This is a genomic window from Chitiniphilus shinanonensis DSM 23277, assembly GCF_000374805.1.
GTDB lineage: Bacteria > Pseudomonadota > Gammaproteobacteria > Burkholderiales > Chitinibacteraceae > Chitiniphilus > Chitiniphilus shinanonensis.
The window spans coordinates 245,667-265,729 of record NZ_KB895334.1 but is presented as its reverse complement, the minus strand read 5'-3'; the positions used below and the strand labels follow the sequence as shown (position 1 = coordinate 265,729).

The 20,063-nt window shown below is 69.8% G+C and carries 20 protein-coding genes; 3 read left to right on the top strand and 17 right to left on the bottom strand.

Translation table 11 applies throughout. The annotated features are described in order from the left end of the window. Positions 1-90: 90 nt before the first annotated feature. The 6 genes from C556_RS0101280 to C556_RS0101255 all read right to left on the bottom strand — a co-directional run bounded on the left by C556_RS0101280 (position 91) and on the right by C556_RS0101255 (position 4,752). Positions 91-342 carry an acyl carrier protein gene (locus C556_RS0101280; RefSeq protein ID WP_018746411.1) on the bottom strand — a complete coding sequence of 84 codons (252 nt, stop codon included), beginning with the start codon at positions 340-342 and terminating at the stop codon, positions 91-93. A gap of 27 nt (positions 343-369) precedes the next feature. Further along, positions 370-1,278: an SDR family oxidoreductase gene (locus C556_RS18820; protein WP_018746410.1), complete on the bottom strand. Its 909-nt coding sequence runs from the start codon at positions 1,276-1,278 to the stop codon at positions 370-372. 9 nt (positions 1,279-1,287) lie between these two features. Then, the gene (locus tag C556_RS0101270; protein WP_026262714.1) at positions 1,288-1,551 is read right to left on the bottom strand and encodes an acyl carrier protein; all 264 of its coding nucleotides are present in this window, start codon (positions 1,549-1,551) and stop codon (positions 1,288-1,290) included. Between the two features lie 7 nt (positions 1,552-1,558). Further along, a complete protein-coding gene (locus C556_RS21280; RefSeq protein ID WP_018746408.1) occupies positions 1,559-2,401 on the bottom strand; it encodes a thioesterase II family protein in 843 nt (280 codons plus the stop codon). A gap of 5 nt (positions 2,402-2,406) precedes the next feature. Then, positions 2,407-3,222: a serine O-acetyltransferase gene (gene cysE, locus C556_RS0101260; RefSeq protein WP_018746407.1), complete on the bottom strand. Its 816-nt coding sequence runs from the start codon at positions 3,220-3,222 to the stop codon at positions 2,407-2,409. Positions 3,223-3,423: 201 nt separating this feature from the next. After that, a complete protein-coding gene (locus C556_RS0101255) occupies positions 3,424-4,752 on the bottom strand; it encodes a hypothetical protein (protein WP_018746406.1) in 1,329 nt (442 codons plus the stop codon). Between the two features lie 321 nt (positions 4,753-5,073). On the opposite strand from C556_RS0101255, the gene C556_RS0101250 reads away from it, so the two are divergent. Continuing rightward, positions 5,074-5,787 (top strand): autoinducer binding domain-containing protein, encoded by a 714-nt coding sequence (locus C556_RS0101250; protein WP_018746405.1) that lies wholly within the window; start codon positions 5,074-5,076, stop codon positions 5,785-5,787. A 176-nt stretch (positions 5,788-5,963) separates the two neighbouring features. On the opposite strand, the gene C556_RS21275 is transcribed toward C556_RS0101250, so the two are convergent. From C556_RS21275 to creC, 3 genes are all read right to left on the bottom strand, one after another. After that, positions 5,964-6,923, bottom strand: a complete 960-nt coding sequence (locus C556_RS21275; RefSeq protein ID WP_018746404.1) for a phosphatase domain-containing protein — start codon at positions 6,921-6,923, stop codon at positions 5,964-5,966. 171 nt (positions 6,924-7,094) lie between these two features. Beyond that, positions 7,095-8,528: a cell envelope integrity protein CreD gene (gene creD / locus C556_RS18805; RefSeq protein ID WP_018746403.1), complete on the bottom strand. Its 1,434-nt coding sequence runs from the start codon at positions 8,526-8,528 to the stop codon at positions 7,095-7,097. 140 nt (positions 8,529-8,668) lie between these two features. Beyond that, entirely contained in the window at positions 8,669-9,730 is a 1,062-nt protein-coding gene (creC, locus tag C556_RS18800; protein ID WP_018746402.1) for a two-component system sensor histidine kinase CreC, read from the bottom strand. Here creC and C556_RS23515 point away from each other — a divergent pair. Beyond that, on the top strand, positions 9,720-10,118 hold the full coding sequence (locus tag C556_RS23515) for a hypothetical protein (RefSeq protein ID WP_211214643.1): 399 nt from the start codon (positions 9,720-9,722) through the stop codon (positions 10,116-10,118). The genes creC and C556_RS23515 overlap by 11 nt on opposite strands. Here C556_RS23515 and creB read toward each other — a convergent pair. From creB to C556_RS21270, 7 genes are all read right to left on the bottom strand, one after another. Beyond that, on the bottom strand, positions 10,094-10,765 hold the full coding sequence (gene creB / locus C556_RS0101230; RefSeq protein ID WP_018746400.1) for a two-component system response regulator CreB: 672 nt from the start codon (positions 10,763-10,765) through the stop codon (positions 10,094-10,096). The genes C556_RS23515 and creB overlap by 25 nt on opposite strands. A 233-nt stretch (positions 10,766-10,998) precedes the next feature. After that, on the bottom strand, positions 10,999-11,877 hold the full coding sequence (locus C556_RS0101225) for a DMT family transporter (RefSeq protein ID WP_018746399.1): 879 nt from the start codon (positions 11,875-11,877) through the stop codon (positions 10,999-11,001). A 227-nt stretch (positions 11,878-12,104) separates the two neighbouring features. After that, entirely contained in the window at positions 12,105-13,106 is a 1,002-nt protein-coding gene (locus C556_RS0101215) for an adenosine deaminase (RefSeq protein WP_018746398.1), read from the bottom strand. A gap of 144 nt (positions 13,107-13,250) precedes the next feature. After that, positions 13,251-13,511: a Rho-binding antiterminator gene (locus C556_RS0101210; protein ID WP_018746397.1), complete on the bottom strand. Its 261-nt coding sequence runs from the start codon at positions 13,509-13,511 to the stop codon at positions 13,251-13,253. Positions 13,512-14,079: 568 nt separating this feature from the next. Further along, on the bottom strand, positions 14,080-14,433 hold the full coding sequence (gene arsC, locus C556_RS0101205) for an arsenate reductase (glutaredoxin) (protein WP_018746396.1): 354 nt from the start codon (positions 14,431-14,433) through the stop codon (positions 14,080-14,082). Between the two features lie 102 nt (positions 14,434-14,535). After that, a complete protein-coding gene (locus C556_RS0101200) occupies positions 14,536-15,075 on the bottom strand; it encodes a YbhB/YbcL family Raf kinase inhibitor-like protein (RefSeq protein ID WP_018746395.1) in 540 nt (179 codons plus the stop codon). 206 nt (positions 15,076-15,281) lie between these two features. Then, positions 15,282-16,157, bottom strand: coding sequence for a helix-turn-helix transcriptional regulator (locus C556_RS21270; RefSeq protein ID WP_018746394.1), 876 nt, complete (start codon positions 16,155-16,157; stop codon positions 15,282-15,284). A gap of 195 nt (positions 16,158-16,352) precedes the next feature. Between C556_RS21270 and C556_RS0101190 the strand changes: the two genes are divergently transcribed. Then, a complete protein-coding gene (locus C556_RS0101190) occupies positions 16,353-16,892 on the top strand; it encodes a YaeQ family protein (protein ID WP_018746393.1) in 540 nt (179 codons plus the stop codon). A gap of 295 nt (positions 16,893-17,187) precedes the next feature. Here the strand turns inward: C556_RS0101190 and polA are convergent, their stop codons facing one another. After that, complete coding sequence (polA, locus tag C556_RS0101185; RefSeq protein ID WP_018746392.1) at positions 17,188-19,977, bottom strand: DNA polymerase I; 2,790 nt, start codon at positions 19,975-19,977, stop codon at positions 17,188-17,190. Between the last annotated feature and the right edge of the window lie 86 nt (positions 19,978-20,063).

Below are 20,063 nucleotides of genomic sequence, written 5' to 3'. Positions count from 1 at the left end.
GCAGTGCAAGGCGCGCCGAGCGACGCGGGGTGATTCCCCCGCGAGCGAGGTGCAACGCCGCAATGCGCCCGGCATTCGTTCCGGGGGGGATCAGGCGGCGACCATCTCCGGCAGATAGCGCTCGACCACGGCAATCACCTTGCCGATGGTCTCGAACTCGCGCAGTTCGGCCTCGGGCAGCTTCAACTTGAATTCGCGTTCCAGCGCGGTCATCAGGTCGAGCGACTTGAGCGAATCGATGTGGGCGAACGAGCGGAATTCATCGTTCAGGCCGATCTCGTCGTGGGTCATTTCGATGACTTGCAGACAGATCTCGACGATGCGTTGTTGCGTGGGGTTCATGGTGTTTCCTCAGGGTGACGTGGACGATCAGACAGAAGCGCCGCCGACGGCGGACAGCGCGGGTTCGGCGGGCCGAGCGGGTTGCCGCTTCAGTCCACCGGCCTTCTTTTCCCAGACCTCGGCCGGCACATCGCTCAGGAAGCTGAACTCGCCGGCCAGGTGGGGGGTTTCTCCGCCATCGATGCGGATGATTTCGCCGTTGATGTACTCGGCGTTGGGGCTGAGCAGGAACAGCGCCAGGTCGGCCAGTTCCTGCACCTTGCCGAGCCGCCCCAGGGGGATGCGCTCGGTGATCAGGGTGGGGATGTCGATGCCGGGCAGCAGGTCCTCGTGGATGCGCAGCTGCGCCATCGCGCCCTCGGTGGGAAAGGGCCCGGGCGAGATGCCGACGAAGCGCAGGCCGTAGCGGCCCCACTCGGCGGCAAGCGACTTGATCAGGTTCTCCACCCCGGCCTTGGCGCAGCCGGACGGCACCACGAAGGCGGAGCCGGTGCTGGCGTAGTTGGTGCTGATGCTCAGCACCGAGCCGCGCTGGCCGCGCTCGATCCAGTGCTTGCCCAGGGTCATGGTGCAATGCACGGTGCCCATCAGCACGGTGTCGACGATCAGCTTGAAGGCGTTGGTGCTCAGGCGTTCGGTGGGCGCGACGAAGTTGCCGGCGGCGCTGTTGACCAGGCTGTCGATATGGCCGAAGTGGGCCAGCGCGTGGGCCACGGCGTCCTCGACCTCGTCGGCGAAGCGGATGTCGCAGCGCACCGGCAGCACGTGCTCGCTGCCCAGTTCGCGCACGGTCTGCGCCAGCACGTCCTCGCGGCGGCCGGCGATGGCCACCCTGGCGCCGTGGCGCACCAGCTGCTCGGCGATGGCGCGGCCCAGGCCGCTGCCGCCGCCGGTGACGAAGGCGACGTGGCCTTCGAAGAGATCGGAGCGGAACATGGCGCCTCCTCAGGCCGTGACGGCTGGGCAATGCCCCGCCACCACATCCGCCACTTCGCCGACGGTGTAGATGTCGCGCTTGGCGTCGTCGGGAATGCGACCGCCGACGGCGCGCTCGATGCGGAACCAGATCTCCAGCATCTCGATGGAATCGATGCCGAGATCGCCGCCCAGGTAGAGCGCGGGATCGATGCGCTCGGGGTCGAGCGCGGTCTTCTTGAGGGCGTTGACCGCGTCGCAGAACGCGGCGAGCACTGCGGGTCGGGAGGTCATGGCAGGGTTACCTTCTGGTTGATGCCGCCAGTTCGGCGGACGTGGAATCGGAAGCGCGCGGCTGAGCGGCGCGCGGATCGGCGGTACGCGGCGACGGCAGGGTGCGCGCCAGCCAGCTGGCGATGTCGGCCGCCACCTGCTCCTCGCGCCCCGGATGGATGAAATGCCCGGCCGGATAGCGCCGGGTGGCGTTGGCGCGGCGTGGCGCGAGCGCCAGCCATTGCGCGGGATCGGACGGGCTGAGCAGCGGGTCGGCGTCGCCGCGCAGCGCCAGCACCGGGCACGGCGCGGGCCGCACCGGCAGGTGTTCCAGGTCGCGGCAGCAGGCGAGGTCGGCACGCACCACCGGCAGGAAGGCATCCAGCAGCGGCGGGCTGGCGAGGATCTCGTCGGGCAGGCCGCCCAGAGCGCGCAGCCGGCGCAGCAGGTCGCGGTCGTCCAGCCCGGACCACGACGGCGCCACCACCGCGCCGCCGGGCGAGCGGGCGCTGATCGCCACCAGGCCCAGCGGGGCGGCGGCGCTGGCGAGCGCCAGGCGGTAGGCGAACTGCGCGCCCATGCTGTAGCCGAGCAGTGCCAGCGGCCGGTCGGCCAGCCGCTCCAGGCCGGGCAGCAGGTCGTCGATCACGGCGGCGGCGTCATGGCACAGCGGATCGCGCCAGCGCAGGCCGCGCCCGGGGTATTCGGCGCCCCACACTTCGATGGTGGAAGGCAGCTGCTGCAACAGCGGCAGCAGGCTGGTGATCGAGCCGCCGGCGAAGCCGTAGGCGACCAGCCGCAGCGGCGCGGCGGGCGCATCGGGGCGCGCGTGGTGGCGCCGGCTCAACAGGTAGTAGCGTTCGGGATGCATGGCGGTCACTCCGCGAGGGTCTGGCGCATGTCGAGGGCCGGCCAGGCGCTGCCGGCCCGTGCCACTTCGCGCGCCGGCACGCCGGCCACGGTGGCATGCGGCGGCACCGGCTTGAGCACGATGGAGCCGGCGGCCACGCGGGCGCCCTCGCCCACTTCGATGTTGCCGAGCACCTTGGCGCCGGCGCCGATCATCACGCCGCGCCGCACCTTGGGATGGCGGTCCTGCGCGGCCTTGCCGGTGCCGCCCAGGGTGACGCCGTGCAGGATCGACACGTCGTCCTCGACCACGGCGGTCTCGCCGATGACGATGCCGGTGCCGTGGTCGAGCATGACCCGCGCGCCGATGCGCGCCGCGGGATGGATATCGATGGAGAACAGCGCCACGTTGCGGCTCTGCACCCACAGCGCCAGCGCGCGGCGTTCGTGGCGCCACAGCCAGTGGGCGATGCGCTGCGCCTGCAAGGCGCGGTAGCCGCGGTAATAGAGCAGCGGCGCCAGCGCGTCGCGGGTGGCCGGATCGCGCGCCGCGACGGCGTCCAGGTCCTCCAGCGCGATGCGCGGCAGCGCCGGCTGCTCGGCATAGATATCGAGGATCAGTCGATACAGCCGCGACGCGTCCAGGTGGCCGTCGGCCAGCAGGTCCGCCAGCAACACCGCCAGCGCGTGGGCCAGATCGGGCTGCGCCAGCACCGCCGCGTCGAGGAACGGCCGCAACAGCGGCTCGCGCTGCGCCTCGGCGCGGGCGAGATCCTGCAACGCACGCCACGCCGGATCGCTGTCGAGCGCGGGGGTTTCGTAGCGGGGAAGACAGTCGATCATGGCGCGTCTCCGGCACACAGGTCACAGGTGATCAGGCGCCCCGGCGAGCACCGCGAGGCCCCCTCGCGACGGCGAGGGCGGGGGGAGTGGAATGAACCGGGAGGGGCCGACACCGGCATGTCACCACTGCGTCGCACCCAGCTCTGCCGGGGGCTGTGGGTCATTGCTGCGGAAGACATGTGGTGATCCATCGCGCGGCGCTCAGAAGTAAACCCGGGCTTTCGCGCCGAGCATCCAGCTCTGGCCGCTGGCGCCGTATTCGGAATCGGCATCGCCGTCGGCCCAAGTGGCGCTCAGGGCCAGCTCGGTGCGGGGCCAGCGGTTGCGCCACTCGCACCAGGCGAAGCGGCTGTCGTCCACCAGGCTGGCGCGCAGCAGGCAGTTGAGATCGGCGTCGTGGGCCAGGAAGCGGTCCCACTGCAACATCGCCATCGCGCTGTGCTCGGCCAATGGATCCTGGCGGGCGCCGGCGGCGGTCAATGCGCGGGCGGCCTGGGTCGGCGAGAACGTCCGCCAGTCGCCGCGCCAGTCGTCGCGGCCCAGGCCGCCGCCGTTGTAGTCGTATTCCAGAGTGAAGGTCTGATTCGACTCGGTGCTGTACGAGAAACCGGCGGCCAGCTGCTGGTAGCGCCGCGGCGCGGCGTCGGCGTCGCGCGCCAGGTCGACCAGCGTGGGGCGGCGGGTGCTGGCGAACTCCAGATACGCCACCACCGCGCGGCCCAGGTTGTTGGTGAGGTTGAAGCCCCAGGTGACGTCGCCGTGCTCCAGCGTGTGCAGCACGAGGTTGCTGTACAGGCCCTGCCAGCGCGGCAGGGCGTACATCAGGTAAGCCTGGGCCTGGCCGTCGTTGACCGCGCCCCAGCGCGGGTCGTACCAGTGCTCGGGCGGGTCGTTGTCCAGGTGCGGCACCAGCATCCCGGCCAGGGTGCCGCCGGCGAAGCTGTGCTGGGCGCGCACGCCGACCACGCCGAGCCGGCTTTCGCGCAGCACGGCCGGATCGGCGGTGCGCCGCGCCAGCAGCGCGCCGTCGCGGAACACGTCGGAAGGGTTGAAGCCGACGGCGACGCCGTCGCGGATATTGATGCGGCCGACGCCGACGCCCCAGTCGTCGCCGCTGCGGCTGAGGTACAGCTCGCGCAGGGTGAGGCTGAGGTTGTCGGCATCCAGGCCGGCGCCGGGCGCGCTGTCCACGTCGATCCGCGCGTTGAGCGTGCCGCGCCAGTCGCCGGGCAGCGGGCGTACGCCGTAGCCGTCCAACCCCAGGTTGCCGTGCCAGGTGTCGGGTTGCGGATCGTGCATCAGCAGGCGGTTGGCCGCCAGCTCCAGGAACAACTTGCCCTGCCCGTCCGTCACCGGGGCCGGCGCGGGCGTCTCGACACTGTCGGGCAGCCACGGCGCGTCGTCCGCCCACGCCGGGGCGGTGCAGGCCAGGCCGAGCACCATGGCCAGCAGCGCCGCGCACGCACGGCCGCCGGCCACGGCCGGGCAGGCCGTGGTGCGGGGGGCGTGGACGTGTTGCAAACGGCGCATGGTGCTTTCCCGTCATCGATTGAACTGCTGCGAATTGAACAGGAAAGCGCCGGAGGGCGAAGCTACCAACTCTGGTAGTGGTAAGCCTTACATCAGCAAACGGTGTTGAAGCAGAAATGTTGCAATGCAAACAGCATGGGGGTTTGTGCTAGCATTGCCCCGCAGAAATCGCTCCACGATTCACGCTGCTGCAATATGGGTCGGGCGAAATCAAAAAGGATGGCTCTCATTATTCCGCAGTAAACGCGGCGATTTTCCATCGAATCCGGCCCGCCCCGGGATGGCATGCGACCGCGTAACAAGACGGCGAGGAGAATTTCGATGAAAAGCTGGGCGGAAGATCTGCTATCCAGCCTGGAGGACGCCCAGGATGAATTGCAGATTTTTCAAAAGATCGAAAAGGCCGCCGCAGCGCTGGGATTCGACTTCGTAGCCCACGGCATGCGCCTGCCATTACCGCTTTCCAATCCCCGCACCTTTATCCAGAGCAATTATCCCGACGCCTGGCGCGAGCGCTACCTGGCCGCCGGCTACCTGGAGACCGATCCTTCGGTGCTGCACGGACGGCAATCGCAGGCCCCGCTGGTGTGGTCGCGCGAGGCGTTCCAGAACGCGCCGCAGCTGTGGGAGGAAGCCAACGATTTCGGGCTGCGCGTGGGTTGGGCACAGTCCAGCCTGGATGCGCAGGGCGTGGGCAGCATGCTGACGCTGGCGCGCTCGGGCGAGCCGCTCACCCCCGAGGAGCTGGCCGGCAAGGAGTTCCGCATGCGCTGGCTGGTCAATATGACGCACCTGGCGCTGGCCTCGCTGCACAAATCGGAAATGCGCAAATACGCCACCACGTCTTTGACCGCGCGGGAAATCGAGATATTGAAATGGACCGGCGACGGCAAGACCTCCGGCGAGATATCGGACATTCTGGCCGTTTCGGAAAACACGGTGAATTTCCATATCAAGAATGCGGTGGCCAAATTGCAGACCGCCAACAAGACCGCGGCGGTGGTTCGCGCCGCCATGATGGGCTTGCTCAATTAGCCGGGATGGCAGTCCATTCCGTGCGCAACACCGCACGCGATTGCGCCGGCCCGGGCCAATTCGTTGGTTGGTTTCCAATCAATTTTTTCTGTTTCGCCACCATTCGTCCTGCCGAGGATACCGGCCGCCGAACGGTCGGCATGTCCCGCCGCGCTCTCACTTGCTGACAACACTGACTACCTGCTTTCTGGATCGCCCCCGGCGGCGATGTCCAGCAGGCGGGGATCGGCCAGCAGTTGCGCCAGGTCGCCCTGCCCCGGCAGGCGCGGCCGCGCGGGGTCGGGATTCACCCGGCGGATCCAGATGGCGAGCACGCGCCCCGGGTAGCGTTCGGCCAGCGCGGCGTAGATTTCCGGGTCCTGCTCGCCGTCGTCGCCGAACAGCACGAAGCGCAGCGTGGGCAGCGCGTCGAACAGGGCGGTCAGCCGCGCCGTCTTGTAGCCGCGCTGGTCGGTCAGCGAGCCCTCCCCCAGCCGCTTGGCCAGCAGCACGCCGCGCGGGAAGCCGTTGGCGGCGAAGAAACGCCGCAGGTTGTCGGTGAACTGGCGCGGCGACGCCGACAGGTAGAACAGCGGCGCCGACGGCGGGTGCGGCGTGGCGGCGACCAGCCCGGCATACAACGCGGCCAGTCCGGGCACGGCGAGGCGCTGTTCGGGCGGCAGCGTCAGGCTGTTGCCCAGCAGGCGGTGGGTGTCGTTCACCTCGGACACCATCACCGTATCGTCCACGTCCGACACGATGCCGACGCGGTGCAGCGGCGACGGCACCAGCAGGCCGGCGTCGCTGGAGGGCGGTGGATCGCTGTCGATCGGATGCCAGCCCGGCGCCGGCGCGGCGGTTTCGCGCACCTGCCAGTAGCCGCCGTCGTCCACCTCGGCGCGCCAGGCGCGCTGGCCGACGCGTACCCTCACCTCGGCGTGCTCGCCATCGGTGAGCAGCTGCCGCGCGCTGCGGTACAGCGCGTGCAGGCGGCCGGCCTCGGGGTGGGCGGCGGTACGTGCCTCGGTGACGCGGCCGGCGAGCACGAAGCCGCCGGCGCCGGCCACCGCGTCATCCACCGTGTTGTGCAGCCCATCGTCGCCCCAGGCCCAGGCGCTCCAGGCCATGGTCAGGCCCAACAGCAGCAGCGCGCGCATGTCATCGCCCCACCCGCGTTGGCGGGAGGGCGCGGCGGCGAGACGAAACGGGACGGGAGACGGGCATCGGCGGTGGGCAGGTGGCGGGCGGGCTTCCAGGTTAGCGCAAGCCCGCGACGAACCGAAACCGCCCCGCCGTGGTGGCGGGGCGGCGACTGTCGGCGGCAAAGCTCAATCCCGCTTCGGCTCGGGCGGTACTTCATCCGGCACGACCGGGTCGGTCGGGCCGAGGTCGGTCGGGCCGCGCCGCACCGGGGCCAGCGCGTACCAGTCCACGCCGCGGGTCAGCACCATCACCACCGCCAGCAGGGCGAACAGCGCCAGGCTGCCCATCAGCAGGGCCACGTCCTCCGATTGCAGGATGCCGAACAGCAGGCCGTACAACCCCGCCAGCAGGCCGGCGAACCCCGCGCCGCGCCGCCAGCCGCCGAGCACGTGGCTGCCGTAGAAGCCCAGCAGCGCGGTGGAGGCGCCCGCGGCGATCCAGTAGGCGGCGGCGAAGGCGATGTGCTCGGCCAGCGACAGCGTCAGCAGGAAGAACAACGCCAGGGCGATCCCGACCAGGCCGTACTGCACCGGGTGCACCGCCACGCGCTTGACCACCTCGACCACCAGCACGGCGCCGAAGATCAGCAGCAGGAACAGCTCGGCGTATTTGACGGTGCGCTCGGCCAGCAGGTAGCGGTTCACCGGGTCGATCAGCCGCAGGCCCAGCTGCTCGCCGCCGAACAGGCCGCACTCGGCGCCGCGCTTCACGCAGGCGGCGACGGCCTCGTCGGTGAAGCCGCTGGCCCAGTAGCTGGTCTCCCACTCGGCGGCGAAGCCCTGGCCGGTCACTTGGCGGCGCACCGGGGCGAAGCGGCCGTCGAAGCTGGGATGCGGCCAGTTGCCGCTGAGGGTGACGTTGACCGCCTTGCCCACCGGCGCCACCGCCAGTTCGCCGGTGCCGGCCAGCTTGAGTTGCAGGGCGAAGGTGCTGGTGCGCGCGTCGCCGCCCACCGCCAGATCGAGCGGCGCATGCAGGCCGGCGCTGAGCCAGTTGACGCCGGCACCCGGCAGGAATTGCAGCGGCGCCTCGTCCAGCTGGCCTGCCAGCGCGCCGATGCCGCGCGCGTCGCTCACGCCCAGGGTGAGGAACGGCCGGCCCCATTCGTACTCGACGCGCTCGCCGCGCCCGGCCGGCGCCTCCAGCTCGGCGCGCGCCGGGATGCGGAAGCCGCCGGACAGCCGCGCGTCGGCGTGGTACAGCCGCGATTCGTAGATGCCGCGCCGCAGGGTTTCGCTGTCGAGCCCGGCCTTCAGGGTGAGGCGCTCGGGTTGCAGCACCACCACCGATTCGTCGGCCGACGCGGCGCGCCATTCCTTCACCGTATGGCCGTCCTGCTGCTTTTCCGACAGCGTCCACACTGTCTTGCGGTACGGCAGCACCACCAGCGGCCCGACCAGCGTCTGCGGCCGGGCGCTGTAGGCGGCCATCTCCTGCTCCACCTGCTGCGCGCGCTGCTGCCGCTCCTCGACCAGCCCGCGCACCATGCTCAGCGGGATCAGCAACACCACCACCAGGAAAGCCAGGGCGGCCAGTTTCCAGGCCAGTGATCTGTTCATGTCTCGTCTCCTCGCCGCGCCGATGGGCGCGGATGGCGGCACTGTGCGCCGCGGGTGTCGAGGGACGATGGAGGGAATGTGGAGGTTGTGTGGAGAGGCCGGTTCATCGTCGTCCGATGACGGCCACCCTGCGAGCCGCCCTACCCCAGCAACCGCAGCGTCGCCACCACGCCGCCGGCGGGGTGGTTGTCCACCGCCAGCGTGCCGCCGTGCAGTTCGGCGATGGTGCGGGTCAGCGCCAGGCCCAGGCCGGTGCCGCGCTGGCTGCCGTCCGGGCGCGGCAGCGAGTAGAAGCGCTCGCCCAGGCGCGGCAGGGCGTAGTCGGGGATGGCGGGGCCGTCGTTGTGCAGCGCCAGCGCCCAGCCGGCGCCGTCGCGCTCGGCGGCGATGCGGATCACGCCGTCGGGCGGGGTGAAGTCGATGGCGTTCTGCAGCAGGTTGCGCAGCGCCTGCTCGATCAGGAAGCGTTCGCCGCTGACGCCGGCGTCGGCCGGGATGGCCAGTTCCAGCCCGATGCGGCCGGTGTCCAGCCGGGGCGCCAGCGCGGCGAGGACGGTCTCGGCGACGGCGGTCAGCGATACCGGCTCGCGGTTGGCGGGCGCCTGCCGCGTTTCCAGCCGCGCCAGCTCCAGCAGGCGGTCGACGATGCTTTGCAGCCGTTCGGCCTCGCGGCGGATATGTCCGACGAAGCGCGCGCGCTCGGCCGGCGCCAGGTCTTCGTCCAGCAATTCGGCGGCGCCGCGGATGCCGGCCAGCGGGCTCTTCAATTCGTGGGTCAGGCCGTGCACGTAGTGCTCGACGTAGGCCTTGCCCTCCAGCCGTTCGCGCATCTCGCCCAGCGCCTGCGCCAGCACCGCCAGTTCGCGGTTGCCGGGCAGCGCGGGCACCGGGGCGGGGCGGCCGGCGCTGACGGCGTGGGCGAACTCGGTGAGGCGGCCGATGGCGCGCGACAGCCACCAGGAGAAGCCGGCGCCGAACAGCAGCCCCAGGCCGACGATCAGCATCAGCGCGCGCAGCAGCTTGCCGTGGGCGCGCTCGATGTACGGCTGCATGGCGTGGTTGGGCTTGGCCACGGTGAGCGCGCCGACGATGCAGCCGTCGACGCGGATCGGCGCGGCGACGTACATCACGGTGGTGGCGTCGTCGGCGTACTGGTGGCGCGAGGTGCGCGCGCCGTACTGGCCGCGCAGGGTGGTAGACATCGCGCCACTGCGAGTAATCCTGCCCGAGCGCGTCGCCGGTGGAATCGAACACCACGATGCCGCGCGCGTCGGTGGCGTAGACGCGCAGGTCGACCGCGCCCTTGGCCACGCCCCAGATGCGCGCGTTGGGCGAGCGCTGCACGTAGTCGTCCACCGCGCGGGCGAACTCGCCGTCGGCCAGGGTGCCGGCGACGAAGTCGGGCCGGATCAGCTCGGCCATCAGGTTGGCGGTGTCGATCATGATCTCCTCGGCGGACTGGCGCATCGCCGGCTTGATCTCGTCGCGGATCAGGTCGACCACGTACCAGCCGAGCACGGCGACGATCAGGAAGTAGCCGAGGAAGATGCGCAGGCTGAAGCGCATCAGCCGCCGTCCTTGAGCGAATAGCCGAAGCCGCGGTGGGTCTCGATGGGGTCGTCGTCGGGCGCGATCTCGCGCAGCTTGGCGCGCACGCTCTTCACGTGGCTGTCGATCACGCGTTCGAAGCTGTCCTCGGCGGCCTCGCCCAGCGCGTCGAGCAGCTGCGCGCGGCTGAACACCCGCCCCGGCGCGCTGGCCAGCAGCGCCAGCACGCGGTATTCGGACGGCGTCAGCGCCAGCCAGTGGCCGCGATAGCGCAGCCGGCGCGCGGCGGCGTCGTGCTCCAGCGCGGTCGCCGGCGCGGTCGTGGCGACGCGGGCGCCGGTGCGCTTGAGGATGGCGCGCACCCGCGCCACTACCTCGCGCGGGCTGAACGGCTTGACCACGTAGTCGTCGGCGCCCAGCTCCAGCCCGACGATGCGGTCCACCTCGTCGGCGCGTGCGGTCAGCATCAGCACCGGCACCTCGCCCTGGCGGCGGATGCGCTTGAGCACCTCGAAGCCGCTGTCGTCCGGCAGGCCGACATCCAGGATCACCAGCGCCGCCCCCGGCAACGCCGCCTCGCCATCGCGCGCCAGCCGCCGCCAATCCACCTCGAAGCCCTCGCGGCGCAGCGCGAACGCCAGGGTGTCGGCGATGGCGGGTTCGTCTTCGATCAACAGGATGCGGGTCATGGGGGGGATTCTAGGCTTGGTCGGGGTTGGAACCCCACACCTTGAACCACTGAGGACACAGAGAGCACAGAGGTTTCACTGAGAAAACCGGATCGGAACGAATCGCGGCACCACATCGCACCATGCGTACCCATAGCAGCGACTTGATCTCTTGGAGGGCCTTCCTCCGTGAAACCTCCGTGTCCTCACTGTCCTCAGTGGTTCAAGGTGTGGGGTTCCAACCCCCGCCCCCCTCACTCCGGCGTCGGCAACGGTGGCGCCAGCGAGATGATCAGTGCGGCGGCGAGGATGGCGGCGCCGCCCAGCCATTGCGCCGGGCTCAGCGGTTCGGTCAGCAGCCAGGCGGCGAGCAGTACGCTGACCACCGGCTCCAGCGTGGACAGGGTCGAGGCTTCGGCGGCGGACAGGCGGTCCAGCCCGGCGAGGAAGGCGAAGATGGCGATCACGGTGGAGACGACGGCGATGGCCAGCACCGCCGCCCAGCCGGTGGCGTCGCCGGGCCAGTGCGGCTGGCGCAGCGCGGTGGTGCCCCACATCACCGCGGCGGCGGCGAGCATCACCACGCTGGCGGCCGGCAATGCGCCGGCCAATGGCGTCAGGCGGGCGCCGGCCAGGATGTAGCACGAGTAGATCAGCGCCGCCGCCACGCCGAAGGCCACGCCCAGCGCGCTGCCGTGCAACGCGGCGCCGATGGTCAGCACCAGCCCGACGCAGGCCAGCGCCAGCGCGCCCCACACCCGCCGCCGCAGCTTTTCGCCGAGGAAGCACGCCGACAGCAGGGTAACGATCACCGGGTAGAGGTAGAGCAGCAGCGCCGCCAGCGCGGCGCTGGCGTATTGCAGCGCGGTGAAGTAGCTGAACGCCTGCCCGGCGTAGCCGATGCCGCCCATCGCGGCCAGCCCCGCCAGCACCCGTCCGCGCGGCCAGCGCGCGCGCCGCCACAGCATGATCGCGGCCATCACCACCGCCGCCAGGCTGAAGCGGATGATCAACAGACCCTGCGTATCGACCCCGCTGCGCAACGCCCAGGTGCCGAAGATCGGCATCAGGCCGAAGGCGACGGCGGAAAGCAGGATCAGCAGGATGCCGGTAGTGCGGCGGGCGAGGGGCATGGGCAGGCCTGGGCGAAAGTCAAAAGCAGATCTTGAACCACAGAGGACAGTGAGAACACAGAGGTTTCACAGAGGAAAACCCATGGAGAAGCAGGCTTGCCAGTATCTGCGGGCCCTTCATACGACCATGCCGGATATCGCGATGCAAGTTGGTCGGGGTTCTCAGTGAAACCTCTGTGTTCTCACTGTCCTCTGTGGTTCAAGACGTGGGGGTTTCAATTGCCCCCTCACATCCCATCGATCACCGCCAGCCAGCGCGCCTTGGCGGCGGGCTCCAGCCAGCTGGCGTCGATGCCGTTGCGAGCCAGTTGCAGCAGTTCCTCGCGCGTCAGGCCCAGCGCTTCGGCGCAGGCGCGCCAGTTCTCGCCGACGTAGCCGCCGAAGTAAGCCGGATCGTCGGAGTTGACGGTGGCGACCAGGCCGGCCTGCAACAACTGGCGCAGCGGGTGCCGGGTCAGGCTCGGGTAGACCTTGAGCCGCACGTTGGACAGCGGGCACACGGTAAGCGGGATGCGGCGGCGCGCCAGTTCGGCCACCAGCACCGGGTCTTCCAGCGCGCGCACGCCGTGGTCGATGCGGCACACCCGCAGCGCGTTCAGCGCCTGCCACACGTATTCCGGGGGGCCTTCCTCGCCGGCGTGCGCCACACAGGGCAGGCCCAGTTCGCGGCAGCGGGCGAACAGCCGCTCGAACTTCTGCGGCGGGTGACCCGCCTCGCTGGAATCGAGCCCGACGCCGTCGATGCGGTCCAGATGCGGCAGCGCTTCCTCCAGCGTGGCGAAGCCGTCGGCCTCAGGCAGGTGACGCAAAAAGCACAGGATCAGCCGATGGCTGATGCCGAACTCGCGCTCGCCATCCGTCAGCGCGCGGCGGATGCCGTTCAGCACGGTGGCGAACGGCACGCCGCGCGCGGTGTGGGTCTGCGGGTCGAAGAAGATCTCCACATGCACCACGCCATCGGCGTGCGCGCGTGCGAGGTAGGCGCGGGTCAGGTCGTGGAAGTCGGCCTCGCTGCGCAGCACGTCGGCGCCGGCGTAGTAGAGGTCGAGGAAGGATTGCAGGTCCTTGAAATCGTAGGCAGCGCGCAGCGCGTCCACGTCGGCGTAGGGCAGCGCCACGCCGTGGCGCTCGGCCAGTGCGAACAGCAATTCGGGTTCGAGGGTGCCTTCGATGTGCAGGTGCAGCTCGGTCTTGGGCAGGCGGGCAAGCCAGTCGGGAGAGACGCGCATGATGGGGCCGGAGAGGAAAAGTGGCCCCAGCTTAGCCCAAGCGCCCTCGGCCCGCGTCCGTGGCATCCCTAGGGTGGAGCGGACCTCAAGCGCGGGATGCGGCAAGCCGCGAACCGGATGGCGGGCGGCATGCGCCCGGCACGCTCAGGCGCTGTACACCACGCGGCCGAAGCGGGCGCGTTCCTCGGTCGGGGTGATGGCGACCAGTTTGTCCAGGCGCACGTCCAGCACGCCGTCGCGGGTGGAAAGCCGCAGGTATTCGCCGCCGTGGCGGCCGAACACGTCCAGCGCCACGCCTTCGCAGTCGGGCGCTTCGCGCCGCTCGACGCGCAGCGGGTAGCGGTACATGCAGGCGATTTCGAGGTAGTCGTGCAGGTCGCACGAGATGGGGCTGTAGTCGGTCATCGTCGTCCTCGTCGCTAGAGGTTTGGAGCGGCAAACAAAACCTTTCTGGCGGCGCCGCGCTTACTTGCCGTACGCCTTGTACTGCCTGCGTTTCGGGCGTCTTGCCAGAACCAGCTACGCTGGATTTTGTTAGCCGCTCTTGGGCATGCTGGCGACATCGGGCCTCCCAGCATAGTCCGTGAACATTGCGCTTACGTTGCGGATGTCCTGTCGTTTCGGGACGTCCGTCGGGTCGATCCCCGTTTTGGGGCACGCGACCCGCGAGGGCTGGCGCCGATCGGCGCCGCGGCATTGCCAGGGCCGGGAGCAGGCGGTCGGTCGGTTCCGGCCCACCCCGCCAGCGACACTGGCGATCCGGCGATGGAAAAACCCGGTGCGCGGTGCGGCCGGGTTCATGCTCGGGCCGGTGGTCGCCGGGGAAGTTCGGCCGGTCGTCGTGGCGGGCGGGCGAACGGTACTGGTGCGTCAACCGACACCTGTCGTCGAGATCGCGACCAGGCATGCGCAACGCACGCCGGACGAGGGGCAATCAGCGCGACGCGGGGCCGGGGTCGGACCGTGGCCGCGCTCAGTCGAACAGCGCCAGCACCTGCTCGGGCGGGCGGCCCAGCGCGGCGCGGGCCTGGTCCACCACCACGATGGGCCGCTCGATCAGGCGCGGATGCGCGACCATGGCGGCGATCAGCTGTTCGTCGCCCAGCGCGGGATCGGCCAGCCCCAGCGCGGCGTATTCGTCCTCGCCGGTGCGCAGCAACTGGCGCGGCGACTTGCCCAGCAACTTCAGCAGATGACGCAGGGTGGCCGCGTCCGGTGGCGTATCCAGGTAGCGCACCACCTCGGGAGCAATGCCGCGCGCCTCCAGCAGCGCCAGGGTGTCGCGCGATTTGCTGCAACGGGGGTTGTGGTAGATGGTGACCTGCATGGCGGCGCTCCGGCGAAAAGCGCCAGTGTAGGGCGAATCGGCCTAGGGCCGAACAGCACGCCGCGCCTTCCCGCCGGGGCACGGGAAGGCGCGCGGCGAACGTCAGCGCTGGTAGTAGGCGGTGAACCCGGCCTGACCCAGGCTGGCGCCCTGGATGGCCTTTTCCTGCTCGGCCGGGCTGGCGTCCTCGGCCAGCTTGAGCTGCTTCACCTTCAACGCGTAGACCACGAAGTTGTAGCGGTGGCGGCCATGGCCGATCGGCGGGCAGGCGCCGCCGAAGCCGTTGCCGCCGAAGCTGGTCAGCCCCTGCACCGCCCCCTTGGGCACCTTGGCGCCGGTGCTGACGCCGGCGCCGGTGGGCAGCGCGGTGACGCCGGCCGGGATGTTGTAGACGATCCAGTGATACCAGCCGCCCGCGACCGGCGCGTCGGGATCGTGCAGCACCAGCGCGTAGCTCTGGGTGCCGGCGGGCGCGCCCTGCCACTTCAGCGCGGGCGAGGTGTTGCCGCCGTTGCAGCCGTAGCCGATGTACACCTGCTTGTCGGACAGCGTGCTCTCGGCCGGCGCGTCGCTGCTGGTGAGGGTGAAGTCGGCCCAGGCCAGGGCGGGAAGGAAGGCGAGCATGGCGAGATAGCGCTTCATCGGGGGAATCTCCGGTAGGTGACGTCCCCACGATACGGCGCCCTTCTCGCATCGTCTCGCCTGAAACGTGCAGGTTATCGCCCGTGGCGCTCAGCGGCCCGGCGGGCACGCCGGTGCGGTAACGGAAGCACTAGCAAGCCTCCGGCTCGGTTCCCGTGGCGTGCCGGCAATGGCGCCCCCCCTGCTCGACTCCACTCCCCCCGGACTCAGCCCGCCACGGCTTCGCGTTCCTGTTCGTGCGCTTCGCGCAGGGCGGTGGGGGTGAGGCCGAAGCGGGCGCGGAAGGCGTCGGTGAAGCGCGACGGCGAGGTGTAGCCGCAGGCCAGGGCGACACGCTGGATCGATTGCTGGGTCTGCATCACCAGCCCCAGCGCGCGGCCCATGCGCACGTCGGCCAGCAACGCGGCGAAGCTGGTGTCCTCGTCGGCCAGGCGGCGGCGCAGCGTGGCCTCGCTCACCGCCAGTCGCCGCGCGACCTCGGCCATGCGCCAGTCCTCGGCGGGGTCGTAGTCGATCAGCCGTGCCACGCGCTCGCGCCAGCTGCCCGGCTGCGCCAGCACCAGGTCGCGCGCGACGCCCTGCCGCGCCAGCGCCAGCCACAACGCCTGCCAGCGGTGCTCGACCAGCGCGGCGTCCAGCGGCGTGCGCTGCGGCAGCAGCACCTGCTCCACGTAATCGGACAGCGTCTTCCAGCACACGGCGTCGGGGGTGAACACCAGTTCGTCGTCGAGCGTGGGCGGCAGCTCGCCGGCGTACTGGTCGGCGAAGCGCTTCATCCAGCCGGTGTCGCCGACGATGGTCAGCCCGGCGAAGTAGCCCAGCCGCGGGTCCGGCAGGTTGGTGAAGCTGACCTCCTGCCCGGCGCCGACGCCGATCCACTGGCCAGGCCGGCACAGCACGACCTCGTCGCCGCGGTGGATGCGCTTCTCGCCCGCCAGCACGGCGATCAGGCACGGCGAGAAGAATGGCGCGCGCAGCACGCGGGTTTCGCGGCGGAACTGGAACAGCCCGGCCCGGCCGAGCTGCATGCGCTCGCCGTGGCGGTCGATGCGCAACAGGTGTTGCAGGATGGTGGCGTGCATCGGGGATCACTCCTGGTAATCGCCTCATGATAGGGGCAACGCCCCTGGGAAGGGAGAAGGGCTGCGCCCTTTGGGAAGGGGGAAGGGTCAAGTCAAAAGCAAAGGCAGGAACAGCGCGGCTTTGGATTTTCACCCTTCCCTCTTCTCCCTTCCCTCTTCCCATCCCATACTTGCCGCCTTTCACAGGGAGGGGCGATGGCGCTCAAATCAACCATCTACAAGGTCGAGCTGAACGTGGCGGACCTGGATCGCGGTTACTACGGCAGCCACGGGCTGACCATCGCCCGTCATCCGTCGGAGACGGACGAACGTATGATGCTGCGGGTGCTGGCGTTCGCGCTGCACGCGAGCGAGGGACTGGAGTTCGGCCGGGGCATCAGCGACGAGGACGAGCCGGCGCTGTGGCGCCGCAACCTGGTCGACGAGATCGAGCTGTGGATCGACCTGGGCCAGCCCGACGAGCGCCGCCTGAAGAAGGCGGCCACCCGCGCCGCCGAAGCCTGGGTCTACGCCTACGGCCCGCGCAATGCCGACGTGTGGTGGCAGGGCGTGTCGGGCCAGGCCGGGCGTTACGACAACCTGCACGTGATGGCGCTGGACGGCGACGCCATGGCCGCGCTGGGCACGCTGGCCGAACGCGGCATGACGCTGCACGTGACGATCCAGGAAGGCGAGATTTCGCTGTCCAACGGCGACGACAACGTGGCGATCACGCTGCGGGCATTGCTGGGGTGAGGCCCGAAAAACCAACCCCAAATCTTGAAACACAGAGCACACGGAGAGCACGGAGTTTCACAGAGGAAACCAGAGAGGGAGAGGGGCCAAACGGCGCGTGACGCGGTCGTTGCTATTGCCCTTCCCTCTTCCCAGGGCAACCGGGAAGGAGAAAGGAACAAGAGTGAAAGTTCCGATTTCCCTCCTTTCCCGCCGATTTCCTCCGTGAAACTCCGTGCTCTCCGTGTCCTCTGTGTTTCAAGACCTGGGGTTCCGGGTTTACGCCGTTGCCCTTCCCCCTTCTCTCTTCCCAGCCTTAGTGCGCCTGTTCCCAGTTGTCGCCGACGCCCACTTCGGCCACCAGCGGCACCGACAGGGTGGCGACGCCGGCCATCTGGCGCGGCAGTTCGGCGCTGACCAGCGCCAGTTCGGCTTCGGGCACTTCCAGCACCAGTTCGTCGTGCACTTGCAGGATCACGCGGCTGGCAAGGCCGGCTTCGTCCAGCCAGCGATCCACCGCCAGCATCGCCAGCTTGATCAGGTCGGCGGCGGTGCCCTGCATCGGGGCGTTGATCGCGGCGCGCTCGGCGCCGGCGCGGCGGGCGGGGTTGGCGGACTTGATCTCGGGCAGCCATAGCCGGCGGCCGAACACGGTTTCCACGTAGCCGCGGTCGCGGGCCTCGCCGCGGGTGCGCTCCATGTACTCGGCCACGCCGGGGAAGCGGCCGAAGTAGCGCGAGATGTAGTTCTGCGCCGCGCTGCGTTCGATCTCCAGCTGCGCCGCCAGGCCGAAGGCGCTCATGCCGTAGATCAGGCCGAAGTTGATGGTCTTGGCGTAGCGGCGCTGTTCGCTGCTGACCTCGTCGCGCGCCACGCCGAACACTTCGGCGGCGGTGGCGCGGTGGATGTCCACGCCTTCGGCGAACGCCTTGAGCAAGGCGGCGTCGCCCGACAGGTGCGCCATGATGCGCAGCTCGATCTGCGAATAGTCGGCCGAGACGATGCGGCTGCCCGGCGGGGCGATGAACGCTTCGCGGATGCGCCGGCCCTCGGCGGTGCGGATCGGGATGTTCTGCAGGTTGGGGTCGGTGGACGACAGCCGCCCGGTGACGGCGACGGTCTGGTTGAAGCTGGTGTGCACCCGACCGGTGGCGGGGTTCACCATCGACGACAGCTTGTCGGTGTAGGTGGATTTCAGCTTGGACAGCGAGCGGTGTTCCAGCAGCACCTTGGGCAGCGGGAAATCCTTGGCCAGTTCGGTGAGCACGTCCTCGTCGGTGGACGGCGCGCCCTTGGGGGTCTTCTTCACCACCGGCAGCTTGAGGCGGTCGAAGAAGATTTCGCCGATCTGCTTGGGCGAGCCCAGGTTGAACGGCTGCCCGGCCAGCTCGTACGCCTGGGATTCCAGCGCCAGCAGCTTGTGGCCGATCTCGTGGCTCTGCTGCGCCAGCTTTTTGGCGTCGATCAGCACGCCGGTGCGTTCCATCTTGAACAGCACTTCGCGCACCGGCAGCTCGATGTCGCGGTACAGCGCCATCAGTTGCGGCAGTTCGGCCAGGCGCGCGGTCAGGCGGCCGGCCAGGCGCAGCGCGATGTCGGCGTCCTCGGCGGCGTAGGCGGTGGCGGTGTCCACCGGCACTTCGTCGAAGCCGATCTGCTTGGCGCCCTTGCCGCACACTTCTTCATACAGGATGGTGGTCTCACCCAATTCGCGCGCGGCCTGATCGTCCAGGTTGTGGCGCTCGTGGCTGGCCAGCACGTAGCTCATCAGCAGGGTGTCGTCGGCGACGCCGCGCAGGGCGATGCCGTGGTTGGCGAACACGTGCTGGTCGTACTTGAGGTTCTGTCCCAGCTTGAGATGCGCGGTGGACTCCAGCCACGGCCGGAGTCGCGCCAGCGTGGGCTCCAGCGGCAGTTGCTGCGGCATGTCCGGGCCGCGGTGCGCCAGCGGCAGATAGGCCGCGCGGCCCGCCTCCAGCGCCAGCGAGATGCCGACGATGCGCGCCTGCATCGGGTCCAGGCTGGTGGTCTCGGTGTCGATCGACACCACCGGCGCGGCCATGATGCGCGCCAGCCAGTCGTCGAGTTGCGCCTCGGTGGTGATGGCTTCGTAGTGCCGCTCGACGGTGGCCGGCTGGTCGATCTCGATGGTGGGCGCGGGGGCCGGGGCGGGGGCGTCGCCGAAATCCAGCGCGCCGCTGGCGCCGGCCGTCGGCTCGGCGCTGGGGAAGGCCGCGGGCGTGGCCAGCCTGGCCTCGGCCTCGGTGGTCCAGGTGCGGAAATGGTAGCGGCGGAACATCGCCAGCAGGGTGGCCCAGTCCTCGGCGACGGGGGCCAGGTCGGGCAGGCCGTGCGGCAGTTCGTCGGCCAGCGGCACGTCGCACTTGATGGTGACCAGCGCCCGCGCGGTGGGCAGCCAGGACAGCGTGTCGCGCAGGTTGTCGCCGACCACGCCCTTGATGGCGTTGGCGTGCAGGATCAGCTGGTCCAGCGTCTGGTACTCGGCCAGCCATTTGGCGGCGGTCTTGGGGCCGCACTTGGGCACGCCGGGCACGTTGTCCACCGCGTCGCCCACCAGGGAGAGGTAGTCGACGATCTGGTCGGGGCGCACGGCGAACTTGGCGAACACACCGGCTTCGTCCAGCACCTCTTCGGTCATCGAGTTCTCGATGCGCACGTGCTGGTTCACCAGCTGCGCCATGTCCTTGTCGCCGGTGGAGATGATGGTCTCGATGCCCAGCTGCGTGGCCTGCAACGCCAGGGTGCCGATCACGTCGTCGGCCTCCACCCCGCTCACGCACAGCAGCGGAATGCCGAACGCCTTCACCGCGGCGTGGATCGGCTCCACCTGCACCCGCAGTTCGTCGGGCATCGGCGGCCGGTTGGCCTTGTAGTCGGCGTAGATATCGTCGCGGAAGGTCTTGCCCTTGGCGTCGAACACGCAGGCGATGTAGTCGGCGGGCGTGCCCTTGCGCAGCCGCTTGAGCATGTTGACGAAGCCATACAACGCGTTGGTGGGCGTGCCGTCGGGCGCGGACAGCTCGCGGATCGCGTGGAAGGCGCGGTAGAGGTAGGACGAACCGTCGATCAGCAGCAGCGTGGGCATGGGGCGATAACCTGGGCAGCGAGGCGTGCTTACCGCCTGCTATACTCGTTGTAAGAAATGGGAAGGCCCCGTGTCGTGATTTCACG